Here is a 26,115-nt window from a genome sequence, read left to right as displayed (position 1 = left end):
ATCTTTTCTATGTGGAAGAGAGAATATTAGGAGCAGCTCAGTATTTTTATATCCATATAGAAAAGAGGAGCTTACCTTTAGAAGCCTCAAAGGCTCTCACTAACTTTCGTGTTGGTAAAGGTCCTAAGAACATCGCCCTCTCTATGCTTGAAAGAACCAAGAAGCACCTGTCACTGTGGCTTGAGGACAGCTCTCAAATTCAGATATACAAGAGATACTTTGGGTACATAGCAAAGGAAAAAACCCTTACCCTTGCAGAGTGTTTCTCTCCCTTTGTTCTAATAAATTCGTGGGAGAGTTTTTATGACGTTTTGATATCGGATAAAGAAAGAAGGAAACAGGCTTTTGGCTGGCTAAAAAGTTTTTTTAGGAGTATGGATGTTGAAGGTGTCCTTGAAGAAAAAGACCCAGAAGAGCTTTTGAGAAGGTTGATTGAGATTGTTGACCTGCCCGAAAACCAAAAATTTTATATAGCTACCCACCTTGGCTATATGATAAATCCTCATATTTTTATACCTATTACAAAAAGCACAGGAGAAGCTCTGTCTCTTAATGAACCGGGGAGCTATTTTAGACTTATAGAAGCTACAAGAAAAAAGAGGATAAAACCCATAGAGGCTTATGCTTTCTTACATCTTCTTTACGAAAGGGTGCCCTCAAAGAGGATTGGTACTGAGCACCTGTTGGGTATAAACAGGGAATTTGAACTCCTTAAGGTTGCAGAGCGGTTGTGGGGTGAGGAAAGATTTTACGAAGCTCATGAGGTGCTTGAGGAGGTGTGGGAACTTGTGAAGGAGCCTGAAAAAAAGGAATGTTATCAAGGGGTTATACGCTTCGCTATAGCTTTACACCATTACCAGAGCGGAGAAGAGAAAAGGGCGGAAAACGTTCTAAGGAGAGCAATTCCTCAGTTAGAAAGATGTAAAGTACCCCTTCCCATTAATGTAAGGGAATTATCGCTTCAAGCTAACGATTTTCTGCATAAATTAAAAGAAGGTAAGCCATTGAAGGCTTATCCAACCTTCAGGGTGGTATAATTTTAACCCTGCAAGGAGGGTGTAGCTCAGCTGGCAGAGCGGGGGACTGTGGATCCCCATGTCGCGGGTTCGACTCCCGTCACCCTCCCCAGATACATTAAACTTCCCTTTTATCCTAGACTGGTCAGAGACCTTCAGGTTTTCTATAGAAAATGGAGACGAGGGGATTTGAACCCCCGACCTCCGCCGTGCGAGGGCGGCGCTCTCCCGGTCTGAGCTACGTCCCCTTTATACGGATAATAAATTATACTTTTAAGTTGTACGGTATGAAAACCCTTAAGGGAAGAAAAAGTTTAGAGACCAAAGAGATTACAATAGTCAACGAAGTTGCAAGGGTCCTCAGTAGAACTCTTGACTTTGAGGAGGCGGTTAGGGACATATTGAAGGTCCTGTATTCCTTCTGGGATGTGAACCTTAGCTTTGTAGCCATATTTAACAGAGAATTGAAAGCACTTCAAATAGTGAAAGCTTTTGGCTTCTCTGAGGAGGAGATAAAGAGGGGTATATTTAAAAAAGGTGAGGGAATAACAGGTAAAGTGTTTAAGAGCGGAATACCCGTAGTTTTAACAGATGTACTTTCAAACCCCGCTTTCTTGAATAAAACGAAGATAGGAAGCAAACTTACAGGAAATGAAACCTTTATATCTGTTCCTATAAAGGTAGGAGGAGACATAGTAGGTACCCTTTCCGTATTCAAGACCTTCTCATCCCGTGAGAGTGTTGAGAGCGGAATAGAGACCCTTATGATACTGGGAACTCTCATAGGTATGTTTTACAGGCTCAGCGAAAGGGTGGAAGAGGAAAGGCTTGAATGGGAGGAAGAGAAAAGGGCACTGAGGGAGGAGCTCAAAAAAAACTACAGCATACACGGCATAGTTGGTCAAAGTGATGCGATTCTTAATCTCGTTGAATTGGTGAAGAAAGCTGCTGCTACAGACAGTACCATACTAATAACTGGTGAGAGTGGCACAGGTAAAAGCCTGATAGCCAAAGCTATACACTTCCTCAGCCGCAGAAAGGACAAACCTTTTATAACAATAAACTGTGCAGCTATACCGGAGACCCTTTTAGAGGCAGAGCTCTTTGGTTATGAGAGGGGAGCCTTTACGGGAGCTCAAAGCCCAAAGAAGGGAAAGTTTGAACTGGCAGACGGTGGTACGGTCTTCCTTGATGAAATTGGAGATATGCCTCTTACTCTACAGGCAAAGATACTCAGAGTTTTGCAGGATAGAGAAATAGAAAAACTTGGTGGGGAAAAGACGATACGAGTTGATGTCCGTATAATAGCGGCAACAAATAAAAATCTCCATACCCTTGTGAATGAAGGAAAGTTTAGAGAGGACCTTTATTACAGACTTAACGTAGTTCCGGTCCATGTGCCTCCCCTCAGAGAACGCAAAGAAGATATTCCTTTACTCTTGGAACACTTCCTCCAGACCTACAACTCCAGATATGGGAAAAAGGTCAGACTATCCCCGGACGCTGTAGAAGCTCTGGTAGAGTATAACTGGCCTGGAAACATAAGGGAGCTTGAAAACGCAGTTGAGAGGCTTGTCGTGATGCATGACGGCACGGTGAGAAGTCAAGATCTCCCGCCCCACATACTCGCCTACCGTAGGCGGACTGCCCTTGAGGGACTTTCAAACCTGCCCGACAGGCTTCAAGCCTCTGAGAGAGAGAAGATAATAGAAGCCCTTGAAACAACAGGTTATGTGAAATCCAGAGCTGCTAAGCTTCTAGGCTACACGCTCAGACAGCTTGATTATCGTATAAAGAAGTACGGTATAGAAATAAAGAAGTTTTAATGGAGTTGGGAGAGCTGACACCTGCAACCTTTGTAGAACGTTTGAACAGGTTTGTATGTCTTGTGAATCTGAATGACAAACTGGAGAAAGTCCTTATAAGAAATACAGGGAGATTGAAGGAGTTACTCACTCCCGGCAGGGAGGTATATCTGCGGTATAAGGAGGGAGGCAAATACAGATATGAGCTACTTCTTGTCAGACTAGATAAAACTCTTGTATGTGTTGACTCTCACCTGCCGCCAAAACTTCTAGTTGAGTACGCCCTCAAAACAGGTTATCCATGGAAGCTCTTAGACTACAAGTACGAGTTCAGGGTTGGGACTTCAAGGTTGGACCTTCTCATAAACAAAAGAATTTTGGTGGAGACCAAGTCAGTAAACCTGGTTATTGATGGTACGGCGATGTTTCCGGACGCACCAACTACAAGAGGTAGTAAACATGTAGAGGAACTTATACGCAGTGCTGACACTTACAAACCTGAAATTGTATTTATAGTCCAGAGAGAAGACGCCCTGAGATTTACACCTAACAAAACCATGGACCCGGTTTTCTCAGAAGCCCTTAAAAGATTCTCCAGTATGGGTTTCACTGTCAGAGCCTTTGTGTGCAGGGTCAATCTGGAAGAGATAACCATAAAAGAGGAGATACCTGTTATATATTGAAGACTGTAGGAGGTAGGTTATGAAGGTGAAGATAGGATACAGGGACGCTCTCATAGTTGTGGACATGCAAAATGATTTTATGCCCTGGGGCGCCCTTCCTGTTCCAGAGGGTGATAGGATAGTTCCCCGTTTGAATGAGTACATAGAGCTTTTTGAGAGAAAGAGTCTCCCGGTATTCTTTACAAGGGACTGGCATCCCGAAAACCACATATCCTTCAAAGGTCACGGTGGTGTGTGGCCCCCTCACTGCGTTCAGAATACAGAAGGGGCTATGTTCCATAAAGACCTCAAGATGCCCCTTGATAACAAATTCATCATATCAAAAGGGACATCGCCCGATTTTGATGCTTACTCGGGTTTCCAGGGAACCCCTCTGGATAGTCTTCTCAGGGAAAGGGGTATTAGAAGGGTTTTCATAGGGGGTGTAGCGACAGACTACTGCGTGAAGAACACCGTTCTGGGGGCTATAAATCTGGGTTATGAGGCTTTTCTCCTGCTTGACGGTATAAAGGGTGTGGATGTGAATCCTGGAGACAGTGAGAGAGCTATTCAGCTTATGCTTGATATGGGAGCTGTAGGGGTTGAAGTAAAAGAACTTACCTGATCTAAACCTTCCACTCCTTGCTTTTTAGTAGGGGAGATTTCTTCTTGACAATTTGATAATAATGGACTAAAATTATATAAGAAAACTAATGTAAAGGAGGTGGAAGCTATGAGAAGAGGGTTAGCTGTATGGACACCCTTTGCGGAACTTGAAAGGATAAGAAGGGAATTTGATAGGCTCTTAGAGGACGTGTTTCCCGTTAGTGAGAAGGAGCAGGCGCTAATACCGCCCGTGGATGTATATGAAACTGACAGCGAAGTGGTTATTAAGGCAGAACTCCCAGGTGTAAAGAAGGAGGACATAGACGTCACCATTAAAGAGAACACAGTTCACCTGAAGGCAGAAAGGAAGGAAGAGAAGGAAGAAAAGACCGAGAATATCCACAGGGTTGAGAGGTACTACGGGGTTATAGAGAGGGTAATCCCCCTACCTACAGAGGTGAAGACCGAAGAGGCAAAGGCAGAATACAAAGATGGGGTGCTTGAGATCAGGGTACCTAAGGTAAAGGTATCCAAAGAGGCTAAGATTCAGGTCAGCTAACTGTTGCCGGGAGCCTTTCCACATAGGCTCCCAGCTTATTTAATTTTTCCTCAAGCTTTTCATAACCTCGGTCAAGATGGTAGATGTCTCTGATTACGGTTGTCCCTTCAGCTATTAAACCTGCCAGGACGAGGGAAGCGGAAGCACGAAGGTCCGTGGATATTACCTCCGTTCCCTTTAGTCTTTTCACACCTTTTATGAAGGCTGACTTTCCCCTAATCTCTATACTTGCTCCCATCTTTCTGAGCTCGTAAGCGTGCTGGAATCTGTTCTCAAATATACTCTCATATACCATAGAGTTGCCTTTAGCCACAGACAGCATAGCCATAAACTGGGCTTGCATATCCGTGGGAAAGCCAGGATATTCTGCTGTCACTATTTCAAGGGGCTTCAATTCCTCCCTCCTTCTTACCCTGATTCTATCCTCACCAATCTGCTGAACCTCACCGCCCGCCCGCTCCAATTTCTCTATAACAGCTTCCAGGTGCTTTGGGATAACATTTAAAAGCTCCACTTCACCTTCGGTCAGGACCGCAGCCACCATAAGTGTTCCGGCTTCTATCCTGTCCGGTATTACCCTGTGTTCAAAGCCCCTGAGCTCCTCAGAACCTTCAATTATAGCCGTCCTTCCTTCAAGCTCAATGTTGGCTCCCATCTTTCTAAGAACGTCAATAAGGTCTATAACCTCGGGTTCAATGGCTATGTTCTTTAAAATGCTTATGCCTTTCACGTTGGATAGGTAGAGCAGGGCATTTTCAGTTCCGGTAACGGTTATAAGCTCAAACTCAAACTCTGTAGGTTTTTTCTTTTCTATTTCAAGGTTTACATAACCACTCCTCACGGAAACCTGAGCTCCTGCGCTCACAAAGAATTTTAAGTGCTGGTCTATAGGTCGTGCTCCTATGGAGCATCCCCCAGGCAGGGCAACTCTCGCTTTACCAAACCTTGCCAGCAATGGTCCCATGCTCAGAACCGAGGCTCTCATCTTCCGAACTATCTCCTCAGGTGTTTCGTAACTCTTTACATCCGAAGCGTTTATTAAGATTTTGCCCTCCGTAGGCTTACACCCTTCAGCCCCTAAAATATGTAGAAGCTCACAGGCATTTTTGACATCAAGCAGGTCTGGTACGTCTTCTATGAGGCAGGTTTCCTTTGTAAGGATAGTTGAGAATATTATCGGTAGACAGGCGTTCTTGGCTCCGGAAATCTTTACCTGTCCTTTTAGGTGTGCTCCTCCCTCAATCAGAAAGGTATCAGAGGAATATAAGGTGGTGTTCATCATCCTTTGGAATTATTATCTTAACAACATCTCCTTGCTTATTGTAGAAGATAATTATCCCTTCATCTTCCTCCTGGGAGTGTGCAGGCTCGCTGGAATATATAACAATTATCCTGTCCTTCTCTTCAATAACCTTTGGGTAAGTCATATCCTCACCACTACACAGGTAAGAGCTTCCCTAACCCCCTCAAGGGAGTGTATCTTGTTTATTACAAGCCTTCCAAGCTCATCCTGGTTGGGTACTTCAACGAATACAATGGTGTCGTAGGGTCCTGTAACAACGTCTGCGGTTCTTACACCTTCAAAGGTGGATAAAGCGAGCATTATGGAGGGTATCTCCCTTGGATCTGCTTTTATAAGTATATAAGCCCTTATGGCGTTCTCTCCTTCAAGTTCCATCAGCTCTGTTATAGACATAGGATAAACCTTCTCTTCTGTTGACATCTTTTACCTCCTCATTGAATATTCTGAATATTATAGACGCAGCCTCTGGGTTTCTCTTCATTTCCCTTATCGCCCTGAAAACAAGCCTTCTTACGTAGGGGTTTTCCCTCTCCATTTCTCTCGTCCTCTCCTTGAGCTTGAGTATTAACGGCTCTATCTTGAGGCTCTCAAGCCAGTTCATAAACTTCTTTACCTCATCCCACAGGATGATTTCCCCTCTCTTTGCCTCCTTTAACCTGTCCTGGAGGTTGCTCTCTACAACCTCTTTCAGGTCATCTATGTCATACAAAAAGACTTCGTCAACATCACCCACCGAAGGTTCAATGTTCCTGGGGACGGATATGTCTATCAGAAACATGGGTTCGTAGTTTCTCTGCTTCATTGCCCTCTTGACTATATTCTCCGTAAGTATGTAATTTTTGGCGCCTGTTGAAACTATAACTATATCCATGCTTGATAGGTAATCTTCAAGTTCCTCAAAACGAAGGGCGTTTCCGCCAAGCTCCTGAGATAACTTCAACGCTTTCTCATAGGTCCTGTTGGTTATAAAGACCTGGCAGCCAAGGCGCTTCAGATAATTTGCAGCCAGCTCTCCCATCTCCCCTGCGCCGACAAGCAAGACCTTCGCCTTCTTTAGGTCTCCGAATATCTTTTTCGCGAGTTCAACAGCTGCGTAGCTCACTGAAACTGCATTTCTGCTTATGCCTGTTTCAAGCCTAACCCTCTTTGATGCTCTGAGGGCTTTCTCAAAAAGCCTGTTTAGTATCTTCCCTGTAGCACCAAGCTGGCGGGCTGTTCCGAAAGACTCTTTAAATTGGGCAACTATCTGTGGTTCTCCTACGACCATTGAATCAAGGCTTGAGGCTACCTTGAACACGTGGAAAACAGCCTGTTCACCTTTGTACAAGAAGATGTGCTTTCTATCCTCTTCAATACCCTTTTCTTTCAGGAAGAGAGCTAAGAGCAGCTCAATATTGCTCTCCAGAGAGGAGTAAGCGTAAATCTCTACCCTGTTACAGGTTGAGAGTATACATAACTCTTCCACCCCAGATTCGGTTTTTAAAATAGGTAAGAGCTTCTTGGTTTCTTCTAAATTGCACGCTAACCTCTCCCTCACTTCAACAGGGGCAGTTTTAAAATTAACCCCCAGGGCGTATATGTCTCCCATTACACTTTAAATTATATTCCTCGGGATATTTGTTTGTCATCGTTCCTCATTGTAGGTTTAAAATATTAATCCTGATGAGGAGAATTCTGTATTTATTCCTGTTATTCGGATTAATATTAGGCTGTGCATCTTCCACAAGAACCTCCATACACAAGATAGTTAACTCGGATGTTGTGAGGGCTAAAATCGTTCTACTTGAGAACCCAAAAATAGATTTCGCTTACCAGAAAGCTACCGTCAGGGAATTTGAAACCGAGCTATTGAAGAAGCCTGTGACATTCTCTATAAGGAGCACTCTTAGTGGTAAAGAGATAGACTTCGTGCTTATAACCCGAAAAGAAGTCCAGAAAATACCCGCTTCCACACCTGAAGAAGTGGTAAAACTCGCAGAGGAGTCTGATATAAACACGCTTATAATTCTTGAACCCTTGAAGGTTGATTTTTCAGAAGGGTCTTCTAAAAGAGGTGAGGAGTTCTGTGTAACTCGGAGAGCTGAGGTACTCATAGCTGCAAAGGTATTTGAAACTAAGACTGGAAGTCAGATATTTGGCGGGGTCTACGATGGGGAGACAACAGCCCGTCAATGTTCCAAAGGCATAAGGAGAACCGATGAACTTCCCTCTCAGGACGCTCTCATTCTCAAAGCTATAAAGCGAGCTGGAATCAAGTTTGCTGGTGAGTTCTGGAGTTCTCTGTAGGATACCCATACTCCTTTAAGGAAAGCTCCATAACCTTCAGTGGGGGTTCGCATCCCGTCCATATCTTGAAGCTCTCTGCCCCTTGGTATAACAACATTGGAAATCCTGTCTGATATAGGCATCCTATCTCTTTGGCAGCCTTTATAAGGGGTGTTTCTCTGTAGATTATGTCTATTACGATATGTTCAGGCTTTAGTAGTGAGTAATCAAAGATGGGGGGATCCTCTTCCTTGAGTCCCACGCTGGTTGTGTTTACAACGATGTCGCTGTCTCTAAGGGTTTCTTCAAGGTCTTCAACTACAGAGACATCAAACTCCCGAGATAGCTTGACGGCTTTATCTTTACTTCTGTTCCACAGGAACACCTGAGCGCCTACCCTGTTCAGGGCGTACAGTATAGCCCTTGAAGCACCCCCTGCCCCCAAGACAAGGACTCTCTTGTCTTCTAACGAACTTAAAAGCTCAGCGGCTCTTAGGAACCCGAGCCAGTCTGTGTTGTAGGCTTCTATCCTACCCTTATTGAATTTCAAAGTGTTTGCAGCTCCTATCTTCTCAACTTCTTCACTGAGACTATCTGCAAGCTTAAGAACCTTCTCCTTGTGAGGAACTGTAACATTCAAGCCTACAAAATTTTCCAAACCTTTTAAGCCCTTCAAGAAACTTTCAAGGTTATCGGGGTGCACCTCCAGAGGTATGTAAACGGCATCAAGACCCAGATATTCAAAGGCGGCATTCTGAAACACAGGGGATAGAGAGTGGTGTACAGGGTACCCTATGACCCCGTATATCTGAGATGAACCCTTAAGGTTCATGAAAGCTCTATCTTTGCCGGAAGTATCTCAACCTTCTTTACCCAGTTAAGGTTTCCCTTAAGGGCTATGTCAACCACGTTCTTGAGAGAGACATCAACCACTGGGCAGTCCGAGCAACCTCCCACGAACTGGAGGTACACAACGCCATCCTTAATATTGACTATCTTTAAGCTCCCTTGGTGATCCTTGAGAGCTGGCCTTATCCTTTCAAGGATTTTCTCAACCTCGTCAAACTCTTTCTCTACCATCATTTCTCCTCCAGCTTTTTATTATAAAGGGACTGGATTTCCCTTATAACCTCACCGAACCTCTCCTCTTCTACCTCTCCAAGCCTTAGAAGTCCTTTAAGTGAGAGCTTATCAACCACAACCTCTTCAATCCCAAGGTCAACGACCTTACTGTAGCCGTATGGCTTAAGAAGCTCCTTAGCCTCTGGGAATAGTTCAAAGAGCTCCTTAAGGAGTATATCCTCCGTAATCTTTACCGTCGTCATGTTAGCTCCTTTACCTTCTTTACAAAGAGGTGATACTCACCGTCTTCCTCATACATTCCGAGGAACTCTTGCCCCGTAGAAGAACACCAGGCGGGAATGTCTTCAACTACCCCAGGGTCATCTGCTATAAGCTCAAGTATTTGCCCGATTTCCATCTCTTTAATTTGCTTTGCCGTCTCAGCTATTGGAACTGGACAGTAGGTGCCGGTAACATCATGAACTATATCTGGTTTTATATCGTCCAACTTCATTTTAGCGCTCCTTCTCTGTTATATATCTTAAACTGCTCAATAAATCTGTCTTCAACGGGTTTGCCCCTAAGCACAAGGGTTTTATCTCCGACCCTCATCTCTATATCACTTTCTTCTCTTTTTGAGTATCTTGCTATGATGTTTGCTATAGTTTGGAACTCTCCTTCTTCGGGTTCCCCCTTTATTAGGGCGAATGTTCCCTTGCCGTCCTTCCTGTAAGCGTAGTTGTATCTGCCTCTGAATCCCTTTAGGAAGTTAACCTCTCCTTCGTTCCTTGCCACTATCAGCTTCACTCCAGAGGGGAGTCTCAGGTGGCGACCCACGGAGAAGAGAACAAGGTCATCTTTGGTTATCTGCTTTTCCTTTGCGAAAGCCTCCTTGAACCTGAAGGCGTAGTTTTCATCAGTTAGATAACAGCATCCACCTGCGGGCTGTTCATACTCCTTTATACCGAGCTTTTGGGCAAGTTCCATTTGTTTCTTTCTTCCTCTGCCCATTATCCCGTATAGTTTACTCCTGTCAACCCACCCTTTGATCTCTGGAATCGTTGGGGATAGCCTCTTTGCTGAGAGCGGTCTCAGTATGTAACCCTCAAGCCCTGACTCTTTCTCAATCAACCTCAATCTGTCTGGGGTCTGGCTCATAGGTCTCTGATATAGAACTTCACCCGTAATTACAAAGTGATAACCTTCTTTCTGCATTATCTCCTTTGCCTTTTTGAGCATAAATATCCTGCAGTCTATACAGGGATTTACGTTCCTTCCATAACCAAATTTTGGGTTTAAGACTATGTTGTAGTATTCTTGGGATATATCAATTATCTCAATGGGAACTCCAAGCTGGGCTGCCGCCTTCAGTGCTGGGTTCATATAGTGCTGACCGTTCTCTTTAGTTATACCAAGGCGCCTCTTGTGCTCCGTTATACAGAAGCCTGTGTAAAAGTGTAGCGCCTTTACGTCAATACCCTGTTCCTGAATCACACGAACAGCCAAGCTGCTATCCAAACCTCCACTAAGAAGAGCGACAGCCCTTATCTTTTCCATATTACGTGCTTAGAAACTCAAACTCGCCCTGTTCTTCTTCTTCCTCCTCTTCATAGCAGTCAGGTATCTTAGCGGCTTCTTCTTCTCTGCCCTGCTTGAGGAGATAGTCTTTTATAGCCACATGAAGGGTTTCAAGACCCAGGTTTGTGCAGTGTATCTTCTGGGGAGGCAGACCTCCAAGCTCATCAAATATGTCTTTGTAAGTCAGGTTCAGGGCGTAGTTTATGTCTTTGCCCTTTATCATCTCCGTAAGCTGGGAACTCACCGCTATAGCGGAACCGCATCCGAAGGTCTTAAATCTGACATCCTCTATTATGTCATTCTCGGGATTTACCTTTATCGTAAAGAGCATGGCGTCTCCACAGGCAGGGTTACCGCACTGTCCCACACCATTTGCATCCTCAAGAACACCCACGTTCCTGGGGTTTAAAAAGTGGTCAAGCACCTTCTCATTGTATTCAAAGCTCATTTCAGCACCTCCTAATTTTTAAATTCTACAAGTATAAATATCTGTTTGTGCCACAACCCAGTTATGATAGATGTCAAGTGTCACGGGTTTATATTTTAAGTATCTCAAATATATTAGAATTTTGGGAGATGAGGGTTCTGTTGATAGAAGATGACCCTATACTTGGGGAGAGTTTGAAGGAGTACCTGGAGGGAGAAGGGTGCGAGGTAAGGTGGATACAGGATGACAGGGAATTTTACGACCCAACCGTTGCGGAAGCTTATGACGTTTTGGTCTTGGACCTGATACTGAAATACGGAAGCGGAGAGGAGATACTAAAGAATTTAAGAGAAAGAGGTATAGATATTCCTGTGCTTGTCCTCACTGCCAAGAGGACCTTACAGGATAAAGAGGTTTGCTTTAACCTTGGAGCCGATGATTACATAACCAAACCCTTTGAACCTAGGGAATTGATTCTCAGACTCAGGGCTTTGCTCAGGAGAAGGGGTACGGATAACTTGGTTTCAATAGGAGATGTTGAAATAGATTTGGGAGGTAAGGTAATTCGCAAGTCAGGTGAAGAAGTCCACATCTCCAAGACAGCATGGGAACTTCTAACTCTACTCATAAGGAATAGGGGAAGAGTTGTAAGCACTCAAACTATACTGAACTGCATATGGGAAGACAAACCCGTGGGGACGGATGTAGTCAGAGCATACATAAAAGAGCTTCGTAAAGTGATTCCTCCTGAGTATATAAAAACCTATAAAGGTGTAGGATACAAGCTGGTTCAGGATGAAGTTTGAAAATAAGATCATTATCACACTTATTACAGTTATAATTGCCAGTTTTTCTATAATAAATTTAACAACTGTCCTGTATATAAAGGCTATAATTGAAGACAATCTGATAAGAGAAGCGTATATATATTCAAAATTAATTCTTTATAACAGAAGTGAACCGTATCCAGAGTACCTTCTTCTATCAGAAAAGCCGATTTTAAAAAAAGATTATTCAATTCTTGCCTATACAGGTAGACATTATGTACTCGTAAAGGATGAATATATCAAAGATAAGCTGATATCCTATACAACTTTTGTTGTTCTTTGGGAGGCAAGTTCCCTGATAATCTTACTGCTGCTTTTCTACTATACTCTTTACAGATACATAAGAAGAGAGAGAGACAACAAAGAGCTTTTAAATGTTATGCTCCTTGCTTTGACCCATAGGCTCGGTAATTTCTTGGCGACCCACAAGCTGAACGTAGAACTGATGAAAGAGCCAACGCTCCAGCAGAGGCTAAGGCGAAGTATAGAGGTTCTTGAAAACACTTACAACAGTACCATTGATGCTATAGAGACTCTCCAGTCTGGTCAAGAGGAAGCTGTAAAAAGTATAAACTTACCCCAGATGTTGCTTGAAATAACAGTTCTTTACGGTGATACCAGTAAAAAAGATATAAGATTACAGGTAAACTCAAGCATAAGAGTGAAAGGAAACCCGACTTACATGTATATGTTGATAGATACCCTCGTAGATAACGCCATAAAGCACTCTGACAATAGGGTTTACGTTCGCCTACTCAGATATAAGAGGAGAAATATTCTGGTCGTTCGTAATGATGTGAAACCAAAAGGAGGAGAAGAAGGTAGTGGCTTGGGTTTAAAGATAGCGAGGTATATATGTGAAAAATTAGGGTTTGGTATGCGGATAAGAACTAAGGGAAGATTCACAGTTGTTGTCTGTTTTTAAGTTCACGATTCTTTCATAGAACCTCTGTATCCTTTCCTTAGAAGCGTGGAGGTTCAGGTATGAAGGTGCTGGCTATTCTGTCTGTATTGGTGTTGCTCTTTATGGTGGGGCAGGCTTACCCTGGAGAATACAGAGCGACAGGTATAGTAAAGGGTATAGAGGGAAATAAGGTACTTGTATACGTGAAAGCTGACGATTGTTATGGAGTCCAGGAGTTGCTTGCAAATAATCCTGAACAGCTGGACCTGTATGTTGGAAAGAAGATAGCCTTCAAGGCAACAGCAAACCCATGTAAGTACCCCGGGGATGTACATCTCTTGGGTATTGAAGAGCTGTTAGACAAGGAAGAGAGGGAGCAGCCATGAGAAGTCTGTTTGGAGCCTTACTTACTCTTATGAGTTTTGGTCTGGTTTACGGTGCGGCTACCTGTAACGTGCCTCCTTTTCTGACTACAGCCGTTTCTCCCAACATACTCTTCGTGATAGACGTGAGTGGTAGTATGGACTGGAGTGCCTATAATCCTAAGGACGATGGAGTTGGCTTTTGCGACGGTTCAGAAACCTGTAGGGGGACATACACAGGGCAGGAGGAAGGTTACTTTATACCTGACCGCGTGTACAGATTTAACGACAGTGCAGGTTACTGGGAGGAGACAACCGGAACTCCGGAGCCGTGCCCTCAGAGATACAACTATATAGACAATAACAAGCTCTACATGGGCTCCTGTCTGAACTTTCACTTTATGTCAAGGATAGACCTCCTCAGGTGGGCTATAACCGGGGGAAGACCACGGGAGTGTGATTACAGTGACGCTTTTACTGCTACCGACTGTGACCCTGACCTGGTCTGTACTGGAGACTACTGTGTGCTTGAGGCTACACCTCTATTTGAAAGGGTGCGTGTGCCAAAGTCCAGGATACAGGGGATACTGCAGGTTATGGAAAACGAGCCTGCAAAGCCAAGGTTCGGAGCCCTCTTTTACTCTGCAGGGCTAAGGTCCCAGAAGGTCTATATAGGAGACTACCCTTACACGGGGAGCGGTGACCCAGGCGATGCTGACCCTGACCATCCCTATACCTATCTGAAGAGGTTTATAAACAGGGTTGAGCCAAACGGTGTAACAGGGACAGCCATTGCCCTATGGGAAGCTTACGATTACTTTAAACAGAGTAACGACCATAACTACGCCAATGGTTTTGACCTTGCAGGGACAAGTGACAAGTATAAGGACCCTCTGTACGTATGTGACTACAAGAAGCAGAACTGTCAGCTGGCACCCTGTGCAAAAAACTTTGTGATTCTCGCCTCCGATGGGCAGTGGAACTATGGAGGAAACCCTGCCGACTGGCGTTGTTCAATAGACAGCTCTGGGTATGAGAATTACTCCGTTGACCCTGTGGTACCTGCCTATAGGATACACACTGACGTGCTTAGGACGGTGAGCACCCTTGGTGAGGATTATGACATAAACGTTTCGGGTGTTTACTCTCTCGGGATGTTCCTCGGTGGAACAGGGGAAAGGTCCTTGCAGAACGTAGCCATATACGGTTCTTTTGATACCGCTGTAGGTACTTGGCCCGGCGGAACTTCAGGTTCACTCTGGAACGGCTCTGGTGCGCACTATCCCTGGCAAACTTGCACAATGGACGACTGTGGAAGCGGGAGAGGTAGCGGATGCACCCCTCTCCCGAGTGACCCGAACGATGACGGAATTATAGATACAACCTACTCCGACTGGGACAAGAACGGCGACGGCTTGCCCGATACTTTTCTCAAAGCCGAGAACGCTGTACAGATAAAGGACAGTATCTTGGCTTTCATAAGGGATATCCTTAAGAAAACATCCTCAGCAAGCTCGGTCTCAATCCTCTCAAGGAGAGGAACAAAGGGTAACTCAGTCATACAGGCTGTATTCTACCCGGAAAAGCCTTTCCTCGGAGGATACAAGGTCAACTGGATAGGATACCTATACAATTACTGGTTCTATTACACATCTTCAGCCCAGGAGATAAGGGAGGATACCGTTGAGGATAGGGTATTGAACGTAAATGAGGATTATATACTTGACTTTGATGTGGATACATCCGGTAACTTGATTATACGCGGAGACGATCCAACCACACCAACGGTGAACCCTGACATAACTTACAACTCCTTAGATGAAGTTCACGATGTCTGGGAAGCCGGAGAAATCCTGAAAAACAAAGACCCTGATGACAGAACAATATATACGGTCGGAGAAGATAATTTCGGAAACGACGTTATGGTTACGTTTACTGTTGCTGACAAGGACAAGTTTAAGAGTCTCCTTGGGACAGACTTTCCTGGGTGTATCGGCAGTGAGGAGGATCTAATCAAGTTTATCAGGGGGGAGCACGTAGACGGCTGTAGAGACAGACGTGCAGACTCTTCGGGTAACGTATGGAAGCTGGGGGACATAGTATACTCAACCCCTGCGATAGTGGATTATGGTAACTACGGGATGGTTTACGTGGGTGCAAACGATGGTATGCTTCACGCCTTCAGAGTGGGTGCCCTCAGGACAGACGGTCTCTCCACAAACGACATAGTCAAACTCTGCGATGAGCTCACGGGTAACTGTACAGACGTCAAACTCGGTGACGAGGAGTGGGCTTTCATTCCTAAGAACGCCCTTCCCTACCTAAAAAAACTCGCTGACCCTAACTATAACCACATATACATAGTTGATATGCAGCCCTATGTGATGCGCCTTGATAAGAATGGAGATGGTATACCAGAAACGGCGATACTCATAGGCGGTATGAGACTTGGTGGAGGATGCGGGTGCTCCGGCAGTTGCACTACAACACCATCATCAACATGCTGTACAAATCCCCCCTCGGATACCTGTTCAGACCCTTCAGACCCCAGTAGCTGTGTTGGGTACTCTTCGTACTTCGCCCTTGATATAACCGACCCGCAAAACCCCGTATTTCTATGGGAGTTCACCCATCCTGACCTGGGTTTAACATACTCAGGACCAGCCCATATAAAAGTAAACGGAAAGCATTTTATAATGTTCGCTTCAGGTCCGACCTCCCTGTGTGGTGATGCGGCTCAGGACTTGAGGCTTTTTATACTGGAAATGGATGACTCCTTTAAGATAGCAAACAAGTACATAGTAGCTGATGACGCTACCCGTCTGACCGTTACAACAGGCTATACGGTTATTGAGGATAGCACCCTCTCAAGTTTCAACAACTCCTTTGGCGGTCGTCTATTTACAGAAGGGATAGACTACAACGGGGACGGCAACACGGACATGGTTTTCTTTGGTGTTAATAAACTTTCTGGAAGCACATGGCAGGGTAACGTTCTGGGTATTAAAGTTACTGGAGATAATCCGGCAGACGCAACGAATCCTTGGGATGTTGTAAAGGTGTTCAACAGTGCTGTGGAGCCTGTTACCTCAAAAGTTGAATACATGAAGTGCTTCGGTATGAACTACATATTCTTCGGTACTGGTCGGTGGTTCTACAAGGACGATGAACCTGGGCAGAATGCTAACGACAAGGAGAAACTCTATGGTGTCAGGATTGATGATTGTCTGACTGGTGGGAGCTGTAACATAAACGCAGCAAAGAGTTCCAATAACTCTTGCAGCGAGCTTGAGGGTGGAAGCGGTCTCTTCAGCTGGTATAGGGAGCTTGCACCAAAGGATACAGATTTCTCAAAGGAGAGGCTCATATCCGACCCTGCAGTGACAAGCTTTGACGTTGTTCTGTTTGCAACAACCCAGCCAACAGGGAATCTGTGCGGTTTTGGGGGTAGGTCGCGGCTGTGGGGGCTCAACTGTGCTACCGGGCAAGGATTACTTGATACAAGCTGCCCCAATTACATAGCTAACGTCCCGGAAAGCATGGCTGTCCTGCTACAGCTCTCCAGAGGAAATATTGAGGTTGTTGGCAAGGGAAGTTTCACTCAGGAGAGTGGAAGTACGACCGAATGGTTCAAAGGAACTACACCGGAATCGCCTCCTACCCTACCAAGCGGTGGTGGAGCTTCCGGTAAGATTATTCTGTGGATAGAGAAATGAACAGGGGACTTTCACTGATAGAGCTTTTGATTCTGTTCCTGATAATAGCTGTGATGCTGGGCTTTGCTACGCTTATGTATAAGGACTGGAGGGTGAGGTGGTCAATTGAAGCTGACACGAAAGACATTTACGTGTTCGTCCAGAAAGCGAGGGCGATAGCCTTTTCCCAGAAGAGGAATCTGAATGTGGTTGCTAATGGACATGTAATATGTATAAACGATGGCACAACAGATATAGACTGCATAAATCTTGAGAATCCTTTTATAGGTGCTATATCCATTACAGATCGGGGTGTATTTAATAACAGCTCTATAGTTTACAACGGTACCGCGAACGTGAACCCACAGTACAGCTGTGTTGTATCAGTGGTTACAAGAGTAAGGATGGGGGTATACGATGGAACTAACTGCAATCCGAGGTGATAGGGGCTTTACCCTGGTGGAAGCTCTGGTTGCTCTTGTCATACTGGCTATAATTTTATTCGGTCTGCTGGCTGGTCTGCTTATATCGTTACAGTATAACCTCTTAAACTTTATGAGGGAGGAAGCTGGAAGCGTGGCTCAGGAGTGTATTGAAAATATGAGGTCAACCCCCTTTGCTAATATACCTGTCGTAAATATAGACTGTAACGACAACACCACGGTAAACGTTTCTACACCGTGCCTGGACACGAGCGGTGCTAACGTGGTTACCAGACAGGTAAGGAATACTAATGTAAATTACAGAGTGGGATGGACGGTTACGGATAGGACCAACATAAAGGAGTTATACGTGGAAGTTTGCTGGACTTATAGGGAAAGGAATTACTCTTACGAAACCAGAACTTTTATAGGAAGGTAAAGCATGAAAAGGGGATTTACGTTAATTGAGCTTCTGGTTACTATGGTAATAATATTCATAGTTCTAGCGGGAGCTTACATAGCCTTTACGAATTTGCTCAGAGGCTTTAAGAGGGAGAGTAAATCTATAGAAACCCAGGTGGAAACTTCGGTCGGCCTGGAGCTTCTTAGGCTTGATATAGAGCACGCAGGCTACGGTATAGGGGAAGACCAACCCGACCTGCCGGTTGAAGTTAGTAATGTTGCCACATCTGATACCCTGTATCCAAACAAAGAGCAGCTCACCATACGTTCCGTTATGAACAATACTAATCAGAGCACTGTTGGGTGGAATCTTGTTGATTGCAGTGCCGGTTATACCAGGATTGCAGGTGATGATATACCTTCAGGGACAAACGTAGTGTTCTTAGGAGCCGGTAACAGGGAGTATATCGCTGATGGTACAGTGGGCACCTGCCCCGGCAGTGGGTTCTATGTAGCCATACCCTACGATAATACTGTTACTGGTGGGTGTATCACTCAGTACTGTAACCGGATAAGTTATGTATTAAGTAACTCACAGAACTTGAGCACGTGTCACCCCAATACACGAAACCTTCTTAGAGCTGTTGGTGACGGTGCAGGAAACCCGTTACTCAACTGTGTAGCAGACTGGAGAGTGAGGTTTGACATAGACAGAAACGGAGATGGCTCCGTAGACGTTTACGACGGTGTCTTTAACTCTACTACGGACACCAACGACTTAGACCTTGACAATGATGGCCTTGTCACTTCTCAGGAAGTACGAAGTGGGCTTAAGAAGGTGAACATATACGTACTTGTTCAGGAAGGGAGAATAGACCCTGGATTTACCTTTGTAAACACCGTGCCTTGCGGAACGTCTCCAAGTGGAGCTTGTGTGAGGACGGACACAGGAGCTGGCTCACTGGACCTAAACCTGCCTGTTGACTTTCAGAATTACAGATGGAAGGTTCTAAAGCTCTTTGTTAAAGCTATGAACCTTTAGGAGGATTTAGTATGGGCGGCAATGAAAGGGGTATAGCTTTAATAACGACACTCATTTTGGGATTGATAGCTCTTGTTATAATTGCTGCCTTGATGTTCATGCTGGTTACAGGTACTCAGATAAGCGGTATAAGCAAAAGGTACTCCGGAGCTCTTGAAGCAGCAAAAGGCGCATCTGAATACATAGTTCAGAAGATACTTGATGGAACCCTATCCTGCAATGGTGGAGGTGTATGCTCTGCTGGAGGTTCCATAGACCTGGAAACATATGTATCAAATATTCCTGGATATACGGTTAGTGCAACCTACCTTGGGGACATAAACAGATTTGGAACATACGTCTACGCCATACAGGTAGAAGCCCGGGGTGCGACCTCGGCAGAGAGAGCTATAGTTGAATTCGTTTACAGAGTTGAGTAGCCTATTCGGTCAAGATACTTGGTGTTATGAATATAAGCAACTCAACGTCCGTATTTGATATTCTCTCCTGACCGAACAGCCACTTCAGTATAGGAACCCTTACAAGCCCTGCGACACCTTCGTTTGTCTTGTTGCTTTGGGTATCTATAATTCCGCCTATGACTATGGTATCTCCGTTGTTAACTATCACCTTTGTAGTGACCTCTTTCTTGTTTATCGCCGGTCCCTGGGGTGTTTGAACACCAGGTGTGTCCTGTTTTAGCTTTATGTCAAGTAGTATCCTTCCGTCCGGGGATATAATAGGCAGAACGTCAAGCTCAAGGACAGCTTCCTTGAACTGAACGTTGGCTTGGGCAGCTCCACCTGCTATAACAGCAGTCTGATAGGGGATCTCCTGACCCTGTTTTATCACAGCGTTCTGTCCGTTTATGGTTATTATGGTTGGTTTTGCCAAGTTCTTTATCTTACCTATCCTTTCAAAGGCGGACAGTCTGAGGTTTAACGCATTCAAAGCGCCTTTGGCGTAGGTGAAAGTTAATATGCCTCCAGGTGTTGCACTCAGTCCTGGTGTTATGGCTCCTGCCTGCCCCACTCCAAGGTTAACACCTGCCCCTCCACTCCAGCTCTGAGAGACCTTGACGTTGGAGAGGAGTGCACTCCAGTTTATACCGAGTTCTCTGACGACCTCGTTCCTGACCTCAAGAATCCTCGCCTCTATCTTTACCTGGGGCGGAACGTCACTTATATACTCACTGAACTGCTCCTTTATCTTCTCTATGACCTCAGGGTAGTCTGTAATCATGACGGCGTTGAATTCCTTAAGTACTGGGGTTACAGTTTCCTTCTGCTGTGCCTGCCCCTGCTGACCTGGTGCAGCTCCTTTCTCAACCTTTACAGCTCCACCTGTAAGTATAAGCCCTGCCTCCGACCTGATAGGTTCTATCATCTTTATGAATTCCTGGGGGCTTATGTACCTGAGATAGAATATCTCCGTTACCGGTTTTCGGGCTGCAGGAGACGAGACAAGGAACTCCTTGAGCACCTCTTCGTATTTCTTTACCCTCTCTGTGGTGTCGGTTATCACAAGGGCGTTGAAAGTAGGAGCTTCAGTTATTAACGTCTCCTTTGATATGTGTGGAGCCAGGAGTTGCTTTGCGTCATCAATACCTATGGTTTTTAAGTAAAAGACCTTGGTTACTACCGCCTCAGGTCTTTCTTCAATGCCCACCGTCTTTGCGGCGAGCAGTTTATCTATGTATTTTTTCAAAATTCCTTCCAGCTTCTTTACGTTACTCTCACTGTCTCTTATGTATAAGGTTTTCAAAGTTTTATCTATGACTATCTCGGCAGAAGGGCTCACCCGTCTCTTGAGGAGGTCTATGACCTTTTCCATGTCGGATTCATCAAGCTCCCCTACGTTTATCTCAAGCTCTCCAGCCTTGGTTATCTTGTATATACCTTCATTCACCGGAACGGCAATTAAACCGTATTCTTTAAGTATCAGGTTAAAAGCCTCATTGACGCTGACAGGTTTCTGTATATATATGTTCGCCTTTGTACTTAGGATATCCTTTATGGCTGGATCTATTATTATGTTCTTCTTCACAGCTTTAGCCAGAGCTTTGACGACCGTATCAAGGCTTACCTCCTCAAACTTCATCTCTTGGATTGTCTGGGAGAATGAAATAGAAAAAACCAAGACGAGAAAAGCAACTATAACCCTTTTCATTTCTTTTTCCCTCCCTGCTTGAGTACTTCTTTTGGCTCGTACTCTGTTCTTATAAGCTTGACGCCTTCATCTTTACTCTCAAGAACCAGATACTTCTCTGGCATTCCCTGGTTGTCAATCACTATGTAACCTACGGCGTTTTCCTTATTCATAAACGGGTCCTTCCCGAGAGAGGGCATTACACCTATAACCAATGCGGCTGTAAGAACGGTAATCTTTCCTCTCATGGTTCTCACCTCATTTTTGCAATATTACATCTATAGTAACGGCAGCCTCAACTGTTCCTTTACCACTAACGGGCTTTATGCTCAAAGATTTAGGATAGGATACCAGACCCCTTTTGTATATAGCTTCAAGGAAACTGTATAGATTTTCCGTTGTCCCCTCAAGGTTCATGGAAACCTCCATTGTGGTTACGGGGACACCACGCTCAGCGACCGGTTGAGCCTGTTTTTGAGGCGCTCGTCCCCTCCTCTTTTGTTGCTGCTGAGGCTGTGCTGCAGTTTTGACAAACTTCTTGCCTTCGCTCTCAACGAGCTCCAGGCTCTGTGTCCTTGGCGGTGATATGGATATCCTGGTTATTATGAGCTCCTTTGAGGCAGCTATATCGTTTATTTCACCAAAGACCTTCTCTATCTCTTCCTGGGTTGGTATTTTACCGACTACTTTTTCAAGTTCCTGTTTCTTAACCTCTTCCTCTTTTTTAAGTTTTTCTAACTGCTCTTCAAGGGATTTCAAGGCGTCAGGCCTTATTAATCTTTTATACCTTGCAATCTCCTGATTTAATTGGTCTTTCTCCTTCAAGAGCTTGTCCTTCTTCTCCATGTCCGGGGATATAACGTAAAACCAAACAGCCCCTATGGCTACGAGAGGTAGCGCTACAGAAACTACAGCCTTCTGCCATAGAGGTGTAGCTTCCCACTGTTCTTTAATGCTAGGCATCTATTCTCCCCCACTTGTAAAGTTTCTTCCAAATTTTATTGAGGATACATAATAAATTATCCCGTTTGGATTTTCTTGCTTCTTTATCTCACTCGGCGTAAGCTGGGGAAACTCCTTCTTTACTATGGTGAAGAAATTCTTAATAGAGTCAATATCGTAGGAACCAAAGGAGAGCTCAACGTTCACCCTCTGAAAGTCCATATTCTGGGATAGGCTGTTAAACCACACCGTGGAAGGGACAAAGTTGTATAGATAAACCAGCGAGCTGTTAAAAGGTTCATAGTAGCCTTTTAAGACGAGTATAAGGTCTTTGCTCAGTTCAAGCTGTCTTATCCTGTTCTTGACGGTGTTTATCTCAGCCGTTAGAGCTTTTTTTCTTGCCTGAATTGCATCCGCCTTCTTTTTAAGGTCGTTCCTTTGGGCTGTAAGGTTGTTAACCTCTCTCTGTAAGGATTCTATCTCCTGTTTGAGCTGGAAGCTGTAGAATATTTCCCCAGCTAAAAGGGCAACACCCACAGCTGGAATTGCAAGTATAGCCTTGTCCTTAGCGAGTTCCCTTACATCCAGTTTCTTAAGCTGTTCAAGGGAAACGCTGGGGAGAGCGAACCCCCTCTTCTCCTTCTTTATAAAGTTTATCCTTATCATCTCCTACTCCTCCAATCCTCTTACCGATAGAACGTAAGGTATAAAGAAGGCTGGAGGCACGTTTTCAAGGTCAAGTATTCCCAGGACCGGTAAGTTCATCATGATATTTTCAAGGGTTTCCTCATCCGCTATTATCGGTCCTGCAAGGTAAACGTTTGATATCTCGTTTATTACGAGCAGGTTCCTCACCTCAATCAGGAATGTGTCAAGTAGGGTTGTATCCATATCCTCCTTGAAGCGTTTATAGTTAAACTCTATCTTGTTGTAAGATATAGCTCCCTTTGAGTAGTAAGTTAAAACGGCTTCATAGTAATCAATGTAAAGTATGGAGAAGGGAAGCGGGAGCTTATTCATCAAACCGTAATTGATTATGTCAACTATCTCATAGTCTATTATCTTGGGTGTAAGTCCAAACCTTTTCAGGTTCTCTTTAAGCTTATCAACTGAGTTCTTTCGGGCTATGGTTATGACTACCCTGATGTATTTATCATCTGGCTCCTTCTCAAGGAAGTAATAGTCGTATATAGTCTCTTCCTTGATCTGCTGGGTTTCAGACTTTATGTACCAGTCAATAGCTTCCATGAGGTCTTTCTTAGCCATGGCGATTGGGAATTTTTGAAACTTCAGCATTCCCTCATCTGCGGTTAAGCAGGTCACAACTTCCTTGCCCCTGAGCTTGTGTTTATCTATAACGTTAGTTATGACTTTGCTCTTTTCCTCATCGGTTTCATGCTCAAACACCAGCTCTACAGGCTCAAAAATAGGTTTCCGGTCTGCACCGAGCTCAAGGACCCGGAATACCTTGTCAGTTAAGTACACGGACACACCCGTTTTGGTTTTCTTGAAAACCCTCCCCAGACTCGGCATTTTCAATGCCAGTTTCATTTGACTACCCCCATCTTCTTTTCCATTTCGGCTACTGCGAGCAATGTTTTAAGAACGGAATCCGGGTTTAGAGATATGCTGTCTATACCCTGCTCCACAAGGAACTGGGCAAAATCTGGAAAGTCTGAAGGCGCCTGTCCACATATCCCAACCTTCTTATTCTTTCCTTTGGCTGTTTTTATGAGTTGAGCTATTAACCTCTTAACAGCTTCGTTTCTTTCGTCGTAAAGATGGGCGACAAGCTCTGAGTCCCTATCTATTCCAAGAGTCAGCTGGGTGAGGTCGTTGGAGCCTATGGAGAACCCATCAAATATGTCCGCGTATACGTCCGCCAACACAACGTTGCTTGGTAGCTCTGCCATCACGTATACTTCAAGTCCATTTTCTCCCTTCCTCAACCCGAACTCTTCCATAACCGAGAGAACCCTCTCACCTTCCTGAGGGGTTCTGCAGAAGGGAATCATCACCTTTGTGTTGGTAAGACCCATCTTGTTTCTGACCCTCAGGATAGCCTGACATTCCATACCGAATGCTTCTTTGAATATGGGCGAGTAGTAACGAGAGGCTCCCCTCCATCCTATCATAGGGTTTTCTTCCTCAGGTTCAAAGAGCTGTCCCCCTATGAGGTTTGCATACTCGTTGGATTTGAAATCTGAAAACCTCACTATCACAGGATTTGGGTAAAAGGCGGCTGCTATCTTTGCTATTCCGTAGGAGAGCTTTTTTATGTAGTAAGTCTTCTTGTCGTCGTATCCAAAGGTGTACTTGTCTATCTCGGAAAGCAAATGCTTCAGATTTATGTTTCTCTTTTCCTTTCCTTTAGAAAGTTTCTCCTTCAAAGCCCCGTTGGCATTCGCGTATATAGCTCTGAAGGTGACAAAACCTCTATCATCAACGAGTCCCTGTTTCTCCAACCTTTCATAAAGCTCCCTTATGTCCTCGTAGTGTATGAGGGCGAGCGGGTGTATCTTTATGTAGTTCGCTATTATAAACTCTTCTCTTGCAAGCCCAACTCCGTCATTTGGTATAGATGCATGTCTGAAGGCAGATTCAGGATTTCCAACGTTCATCATTATTTTTGTCTTCGGTCTGGGGAGTTGCTCTATGTTTACTTCTTCAACTTCAAATTCCAAAATACCTCTATAGACGTACCCCGTTTCTCCCTCGGCACAGGAGACAGTTACCTCCATACCTGTCTCTAAAACCTCTGTCGCATTTCCTGTTCCCACAACGGCGGGAATTCCGAGTTCCCTGGCTACTATGGCGGCGTGGGCTGTCCTTCCTCCCCTGTTTGTAACTATTGCGGCAGCCTTTTTCATTATAGGTTCCCAGTCTGGGTCTGTTATGTCTGTAACCAGAACCTCTCCTTCCTGAAACTTCTCTGCGTCCTTAAGGTCAAAGAGCACCCTCACCCTGCCTGTGGCTACTTTATCCCCTACAGCTATACCCTGAACTATCCTCTTTTCGGCACGCTTGTATTCAGGTTCAAGTATCTTGTAGACCTTTATTACATTCTTTTCCTTTCTTGAATGAACTGTCTCAGGTCTTGCCTGGACTATGAAGAGCTCGTTCAAAAGCCCATCCTTTGCCCACTCTACATCCATAGGAGTCCATTTTCCTTTCTTCTCTGAATAATGTTTTTCTATGAGTACTCCCCATTGGGCAAGCTTAAGTATTTCATCGTCCTCAAGGGCAAACCTCTTCTGGTCTGTAAGGGGAACGTTCACTATCTTTGTCCTCTCCTCGCCAGTACCGTAAACCATTTTCCTGTCTTTCTTGCCAAGTTTTTTCTCTATGATCGCCGAGTAACCGTTCTGAAAGGTTGGCTTGAAAACCATGTACTCATCGGGTGTAACCATACCCTGGACTATGAGCTCACCAAGACCGTAGGCGGCGTTTATTACCACAACGTCCTCAAAGCCAGATTCTGTATCAAGGGTAAACATAACCCCTGAGGCTCCCATATCGGATCTGACCATCTTTTGGACACCTACCGCTATACCTACGTTAAAGTGGTCAAAGCCAAAGGATTCTCTGTAAGATATAGCCCTGTCTGTAAAGAGGGATGCGAAACAGTTTTTGATGGCTGTCAGGACGTTTTCCGCTCCAACTACGTTCAGGTAGGTTTCCTGTTGTCCCGCAAAGGATGCATCTGGAAGGTCCTCTGCCGTCGCGGAGGAACGAACGGCAACGTCTACCGCATGGGTGTTGTATTTTTCCGAGAGTCTGTGGTAGTAGTCTTTTATCAACTCCTCTATCTCGGGTGGGAATTCACCGCCCTTTATCAGCTCTCTTATGGCGTATCCTCTCTTAGCGAGGTCTCTGACATCATTTACATCAAGCCCTTCAAGAGTCTTTCTTATCTTATCTCTCAAGTTGTTGAATTCAATGAACCTGTAATAGGCGGTTGAGGTAACGACAAAACCGTAAGGTATGTTTATGCCTAAGGGGCTGAGGTTTTTTATCATCTCTCCGAGGGATGCATTTTTGCCTCCTGCAATTGGAATGTCCTCAATTGTGAGTTCGTCAAGCCACAGAACGAGAGCTTCTTTGTTCAT

At 44.7% G+C, this 26,115-nt stretch carries 30 protein-coding genes and 2 tRNA genes; 15 read left to right on the top strand and 17 right to left on the bottom strand.

What is annotated here, in order from left to right:
- Window positions 1-11 precede the first annotated feature (11 nt).
- Together BCF55_RS06620 and BCF55_RS06615 are read left to right on the top strand one after the other, a co-directional pair.
- Window positions 12-1,037, top strand: coding sequence for a DUF309 domain-containing protein (locus tag BCF55_RS06620; protein ID WP_121011787.1), 1,026 nt, complete (start codon window positions 12-14; stop codon window positions 1,035-1,037).
- 15 nt (window positions 1,038-1,052) lie between these two features.
- Window positions 1,053-1,128: transfer RNA gene (locus BCF55_RS06615), tRNA-His, on the top strand.
- Between the two features lie 62 nt (window positions 1,129-1,190).
- Here the strand turns inward: BCF55_RS06615 and BCF55_RS06610 are convergent.
- Window positions 1,191-1,264, bottom strand: a tRNA-Ala gene (locus BCF55_RS06610).
- 39 nt (window positions 1,265-1,303) lie between these two features.
- Here BCF55_RS06610 and BCF55_RS06605 point away from each other — a divergent pair.
- The 4 genes from BCF55_RS06605 to BCF55_RS06590 all read left to right on the top strand — a co-directional run bounded on the left by BCF55_RS06605 (window position 1,304) and on the right by BCF55_RS06590 (window position 4,648).
- Entirely contained in the window at window positions 1,304-2,842 is a 1,539-nt protein-coding gene (locus BCF55_RS06605) for a sigma-54 interaction domain-containing protein (RefSeq protein WP_121011784.1), read from the top strand.
- The gene (gene sfsA / locus BCF55_RS06600; RefSeq protein WP_121011781.1) at window positions 2,842-3,504 is read left to right on the top strand and encodes a DNA/RNA nuclease SfsA; all 663 of its coding nucleotides are present in this window, start codon (window positions 2,842-2,844) and stop codon (window positions 3,502-3,504) included. The genes BCF55_RS06605 and sfsA overlap by 1 nt, the downstream gene beginning before the upstream one ends.
- A 19-nt stretch (window positions 3,505-3,523) precedes the next feature.
- A complete protein-coding gene (locus tag BCF55_RS06595) occupies window positions 3,524-4,108 on the top strand; it encodes a nicotinamidase (protein WP_121011778.1) in 585 nt (194 codons plus the stop codon).
- A gap of 108 nt (window positions 4,109-4,216) precedes the next feature.
- On the top strand, window positions 4,217-4,648 hold the full coding sequence (locus BCF55_RS06590; RefSeq protein ID WP_121011775.1) for an Hsp20/alpha crystallin family protein: 432 nt from the start codon (window positions 4,217-4,219) through the stop codon (window positions 4,646-4,648).
- On the opposite strand, the gene murA is transcribed toward BCF55_RS06590, so the two are convergent.
- Genes murA through hemA form a run of 4 tightly spaced genes read right to left on the bottom strand, consistent with a single transcriptional unit; the run spans window position 4,641 to window position 7,539 of the window.
- Window positions 4,641-5,927, bottom strand: coding sequence for a UDP-N-acetylglucosamine 1-carboxyvinyltransferase (gene murA, locus BCF55_RS06585; protein ID WP_484496817.1), 1,287 nt, complete (start codon window positions 5,925-5,927; stop codon window positions 4,641-4,643). The genes BCF55_RS06590 and murA overlap by 8 nt on opposite strands.
- Window positions 5,902-6,075 (bottom strand): hypothetical protein, encoded by a 174-nt coding sequence (locus BCF55_RS09705; RefSeq protein WP_170144766.1) that lies wholly within the window; start codon window positions 6,073-6,075, stop codon window positions 5,902-5,904. The genes murA and BCF55_RS09705 overlap by 26 nt, the downstream gene beginning before the upstream one ends.
- Window positions 6,072-6,344: an Lrp/AsnC ligand binding domain-containing protein gene (locus tag BCF55_RS06580; RefSeq protein ID WP_211322884.1), complete on the bottom strand. Its 273-nt coding sequence runs from the start codon at window positions 6,342-6,344 to the stop codon at window positions 6,072-6,074. The genes BCF55_RS09705 and BCF55_RS06580 overlap by 4 nt, the downstream gene beginning before the upstream one ends.
- Complete coding sequence (hemA, locus tag BCF55_RS06575) at window positions 6,316-7,539, bottom strand: glutamyl-tRNA reductase (protein WP_121011766.1); 1,224 nt, start codon at window positions 7,537-7,539, stop codon at window positions 6,316-6,318. Before hemA ends, BCF55_RS06580 begins: the two co-directional genes overlap by 29 nt.
- Window positions 7,540-7,613: 74 nt before the next feature.
- Between hemA and BCF55_RS06570 the strand changes: the two genes are divergently transcribed.
- Window positions 7,614-8,237: a hypothetical protein gene (locus tag BCF55_RS06570; protein WP_121011763.1), complete on the top strand. Its 624-nt coding sequence runs from the start codon at window positions 7,614-7,616 to the stop codon at window positions 8,235-8,237.
- Here the strand turns inward: BCF55_RS06570 and BCF55_RS06565 are convergent.
- Genes BCF55_RS06565 through BCF55_RS06540 form a run of 6 tightly spaced genes read right to left on the bottom strand, consistent with a single transcriptional unit; the run spans window position 8,203 to window position 11,304 of the window.
- Window positions 8,203-9,048, bottom strand: coding sequence for a shikimate dehydrogenase (locus BCF55_RS06565; RefSeq protein ID WP_121011761.1), 846 nt, complete (start codon window positions 9,046-9,048; stop codon window positions 8,203-8,205). The genes BCF55_RS06570 and BCF55_RS06565 overlap by 35 nt on opposite strands.
- Window positions 9,045-9,296, bottom strand: a complete 252-nt coding sequence (locus tag BCF55_RS06560) for a NifU family protein (protein WP_121011758.1) — start codon at window positions 9,294-9,296, stop codon at window positions 9,045-9,047. The genes BCF55_RS06565 and BCF55_RS06560 overlap by 4 nt, the downstream gene beginning before the upstream one ends.
- The gene (locus BCF55_RS06555; RefSeq protein WP_121011755.1) at window positions 9,296-9,541 is read right to left on the bottom strand and encodes a DUF1858 domain-containing protein; all 246 of its coding nucleotides are present in this window, start codon (window positions 9,539-9,541) and stop codon (window positions 9,296-9,298) included. Before BCF55_RS06555 ends, BCF55_RS06560 begins: the two co-directional genes overlap by 1 nt.
- Complete coding sequence (locus BCF55_RS06550) at window positions 9,538-9,792, bottom strand: sulfurtransferase TusA family protein (protein ID WP_121011752.1); 255 nt, start codon at window positions 9,790-9,792, stop codon at window positions 9,538-9,540. The genes BCF55_RS06555 and BCF55_RS06550 overlap by 4 nt, the downstream gene beginning before the upstream one ends.
- A complete protein-coding gene (locus BCF55_RS06545) occupies window positions 9,789-10,835 on the bottom strand; it encodes a hypothetical protein (protein ID WP_121011749.1) in 1,047 nt (348 codons plus the stop codon). Before BCF55_RS06545 ends, BCF55_RS06550 begins: the two co-directional genes overlap by 4 nt.
- 1 nt (window position 10,836) lies before the next feature.
- The gene (locus BCF55_RS06540) at window positions 10,837-11,304 is read right to left on the bottom strand and encodes an iron-sulfur cluster assembly scaffold protein (protein WP_121011746.1); all 468 of its coding nucleotides are present in this window, start codon (window positions 11,302-11,304) and stop codon (window positions 10,837-10,839) included.
- A gap of 128 nt (window positions 11,305-11,432) precedes the next feature.
- Between BCF55_RS06540 and BCF55_RS06535 the strand changes: the two genes are divergently transcribed.
- From BCF55_RS06535 to BCF55_RS06500, 8 genes are read left to right on the top strand one after another with little or no spacing between them, the layout of a single operon-like run.
- A complete protein-coding gene (locus BCF55_RS06535) occupies window positions 11,433-12,089 on the top strand; it encodes a response regulator transcription factor (protein ID WP_121011743.1) in 657 nt (218 codons plus the stop codon).
- Complete coding sequence (locus BCF55_RS06530) at window positions 12,079-13,035, top strand: ATP-binding protein (RefSeq protein ID WP_121011741.1); 957 nt, start codon at window positions 12,079-12,081, stop codon at window positions 13,033-13,035. Before BCF55_RS06535 ends, BCF55_RS06530 begins: the two co-directional genes overlap by 11 nt.
- A 59-nt stretch (window positions 13,036-13,094) precedes the next feature.
- Entirely contained in the window at window positions 13,095-13,400 is a 306-nt protein-coding gene (locus BCF55_RS06525; protein ID WP_121011738.1) for a hypothetical protein, read from the top strand.
- The gene (locus BCF55_RS06520) at window positions 13,397-17,092 is read left to right on the top strand and encodes a pilus assembly protein (RefSeq protein WP_121011735.1); all 3,696 of its coding nucleotides are present in this window, start codon (window positions 13,397-13,399) and stop codon (window positions 17,090-17,092) included. Before BCF55_RS06525 ends, BCF55_RS06520 begins: the two co-directional genes overlap by 4 nt.
- The gene (locus BCF55_RS06515; RefSeq protein WP_121011731.1) at window positions 17,089-17,514 is read left to right on the top strand and encodes a hypothetical protein; all 426 of its coding nucleotides are present in this window, start codon (window positions 17,089-17,091) and stop codon (window positions 17,512-17,514) included. Before BCF55_RS06520 ends, BCF55_RS06515 begins: the two co-directional genes overlap by 4 nt.
- Entirely contained in the window at window positions 17,489-17,932 is a 444-nt protein-coding gene (locus tag BCF55_RS06510; RefSeq protein WP_121011728.1) for a type IV pilus modification PilV family protein, read from the top strand. Before BCF55_RS06515 ends, BCF55_RS06510 begins: the two co-directional genes overlap by 26 nt.
- 3 nt (window positions 17,933-17,935) lie before the next feature.
- On the top strand, window positions 17,936-18,937 hold the full coding sequence (locus BCF55_RS06505; protein WP_121011725.1) for a PilW family protein: 1,002 nt from the start codon (window positions 17,936-17,938) through the stop codon (window positions 18,935-18,937).
- 11 nt (window positions 18,938-18,948) lie between these two features.
- Window positions 18,949-19,356, top strand: coding sequence for a hypothetical protein (locus BCF55_RS06500; RefSeq protein ID WP_121011722.1), 408 nt, complete (start codon window positions 18,949-18,951; stop codon window positions 19,354-19,356).
- 1 nt (window position 19,357) lies between these two features.
- On the opposite strand, the gene BCF55_RS06495 is transcribed toward BCF55_RS06500, so the two are convergent.
- From BCF55_RS06495 to ppsA, 6 genes are read right to left on the bottom strand one after another with little or no spacing between them, the layout of a single operon-like run.
- Window positions 19,358-21,085: a type IV pilus secretin PilQ gene (locus tag BCF55_RS06495; RefSeq protein WP_121011719.1), complete on the bottom strand. Its 1,728-nt coding sequence runs from the start codon at window positions 21,083-21,085 to the stop codon at window positions 19,358-19,360.
- Window positions 21,082-21,312 (bottom strand): hypothetical protein, encoded by a 231-nt coding sequence (locus tag BCF55_RS06490; protein WP_121011716.1) that lies wholly within the window; start codon window positions 21,310-21,312, stop codon window positions 21,082-21,084. The genes BCF55_RS06495 and BCF55_RS06490 overlap by 4 nt, the downstream gene beginning before the upstream one ends.
- 10 nt (window positions 21,313-21,322) lie before the next feature.
- The gene (gene pilO, locus BCF55_RS06485; RefSeq protein WP_121011713.1) at window positions 21,323-22,027 is read right to left on the bottom strand and encodes a type 4a pilus biogenesis protein PilO; all 705 of its coding nucleotides are present in this window, start codon (window positions 22,025-22,027) and stop codon (window positions 21,323-21,325) included.
- Window positions 22,028-22,672: a hypothetical protein gene (locus BCF55_RS06480; protein ID WP_121011710.1), complete on the bottom strand. Its 645-nt coding sequence runs from the start codon at window positions 22,670-22,672 to the stop codon at window positions 22,028-22,030.
- A 3-nt stretch (window positions 22,673-22,675) separates the two neighbouring features.
- On the bottom strand, window positions 22,676-23,557 hold the full coding sequence (locus BCF55_RS06475) for a type IV pilus biogenesis protein PilM (RefSeq protein ID WP_245960411.1): 882 nt from the start codon (window positions 23,555-23,557) through the stop codon (window positions 22,676-22,678).
- Complete coding sequence (gene ppsA / locus BCF55_RS06470; protein WP_121011707.1) at window positions 23,554-26,115, bottom strand: pyruvate, water dikinase; 2,562 nt, start codon at window positions 26,113-26,115, stop codon at window positions 23,554-23,556. The genes BCF55_RS06475 and ppsA overlap by 4 nt, the downstream gene beginning before the upstream one ends.

Origin of the sequence: Hydrogenivirga caldilitoris, assembly GCF_003664005.1 — a bacterium.
Classification (GTDB): domain Bacteria; phylum Aquificota; class Aquificia; order Aquificales; family Aquificaceae; genus Hydrogenivirga; species Hydrogenivirga caldilitoris.
This window is presented reverse-complemented; position numbering and strand designations above follow the sequence as displayed.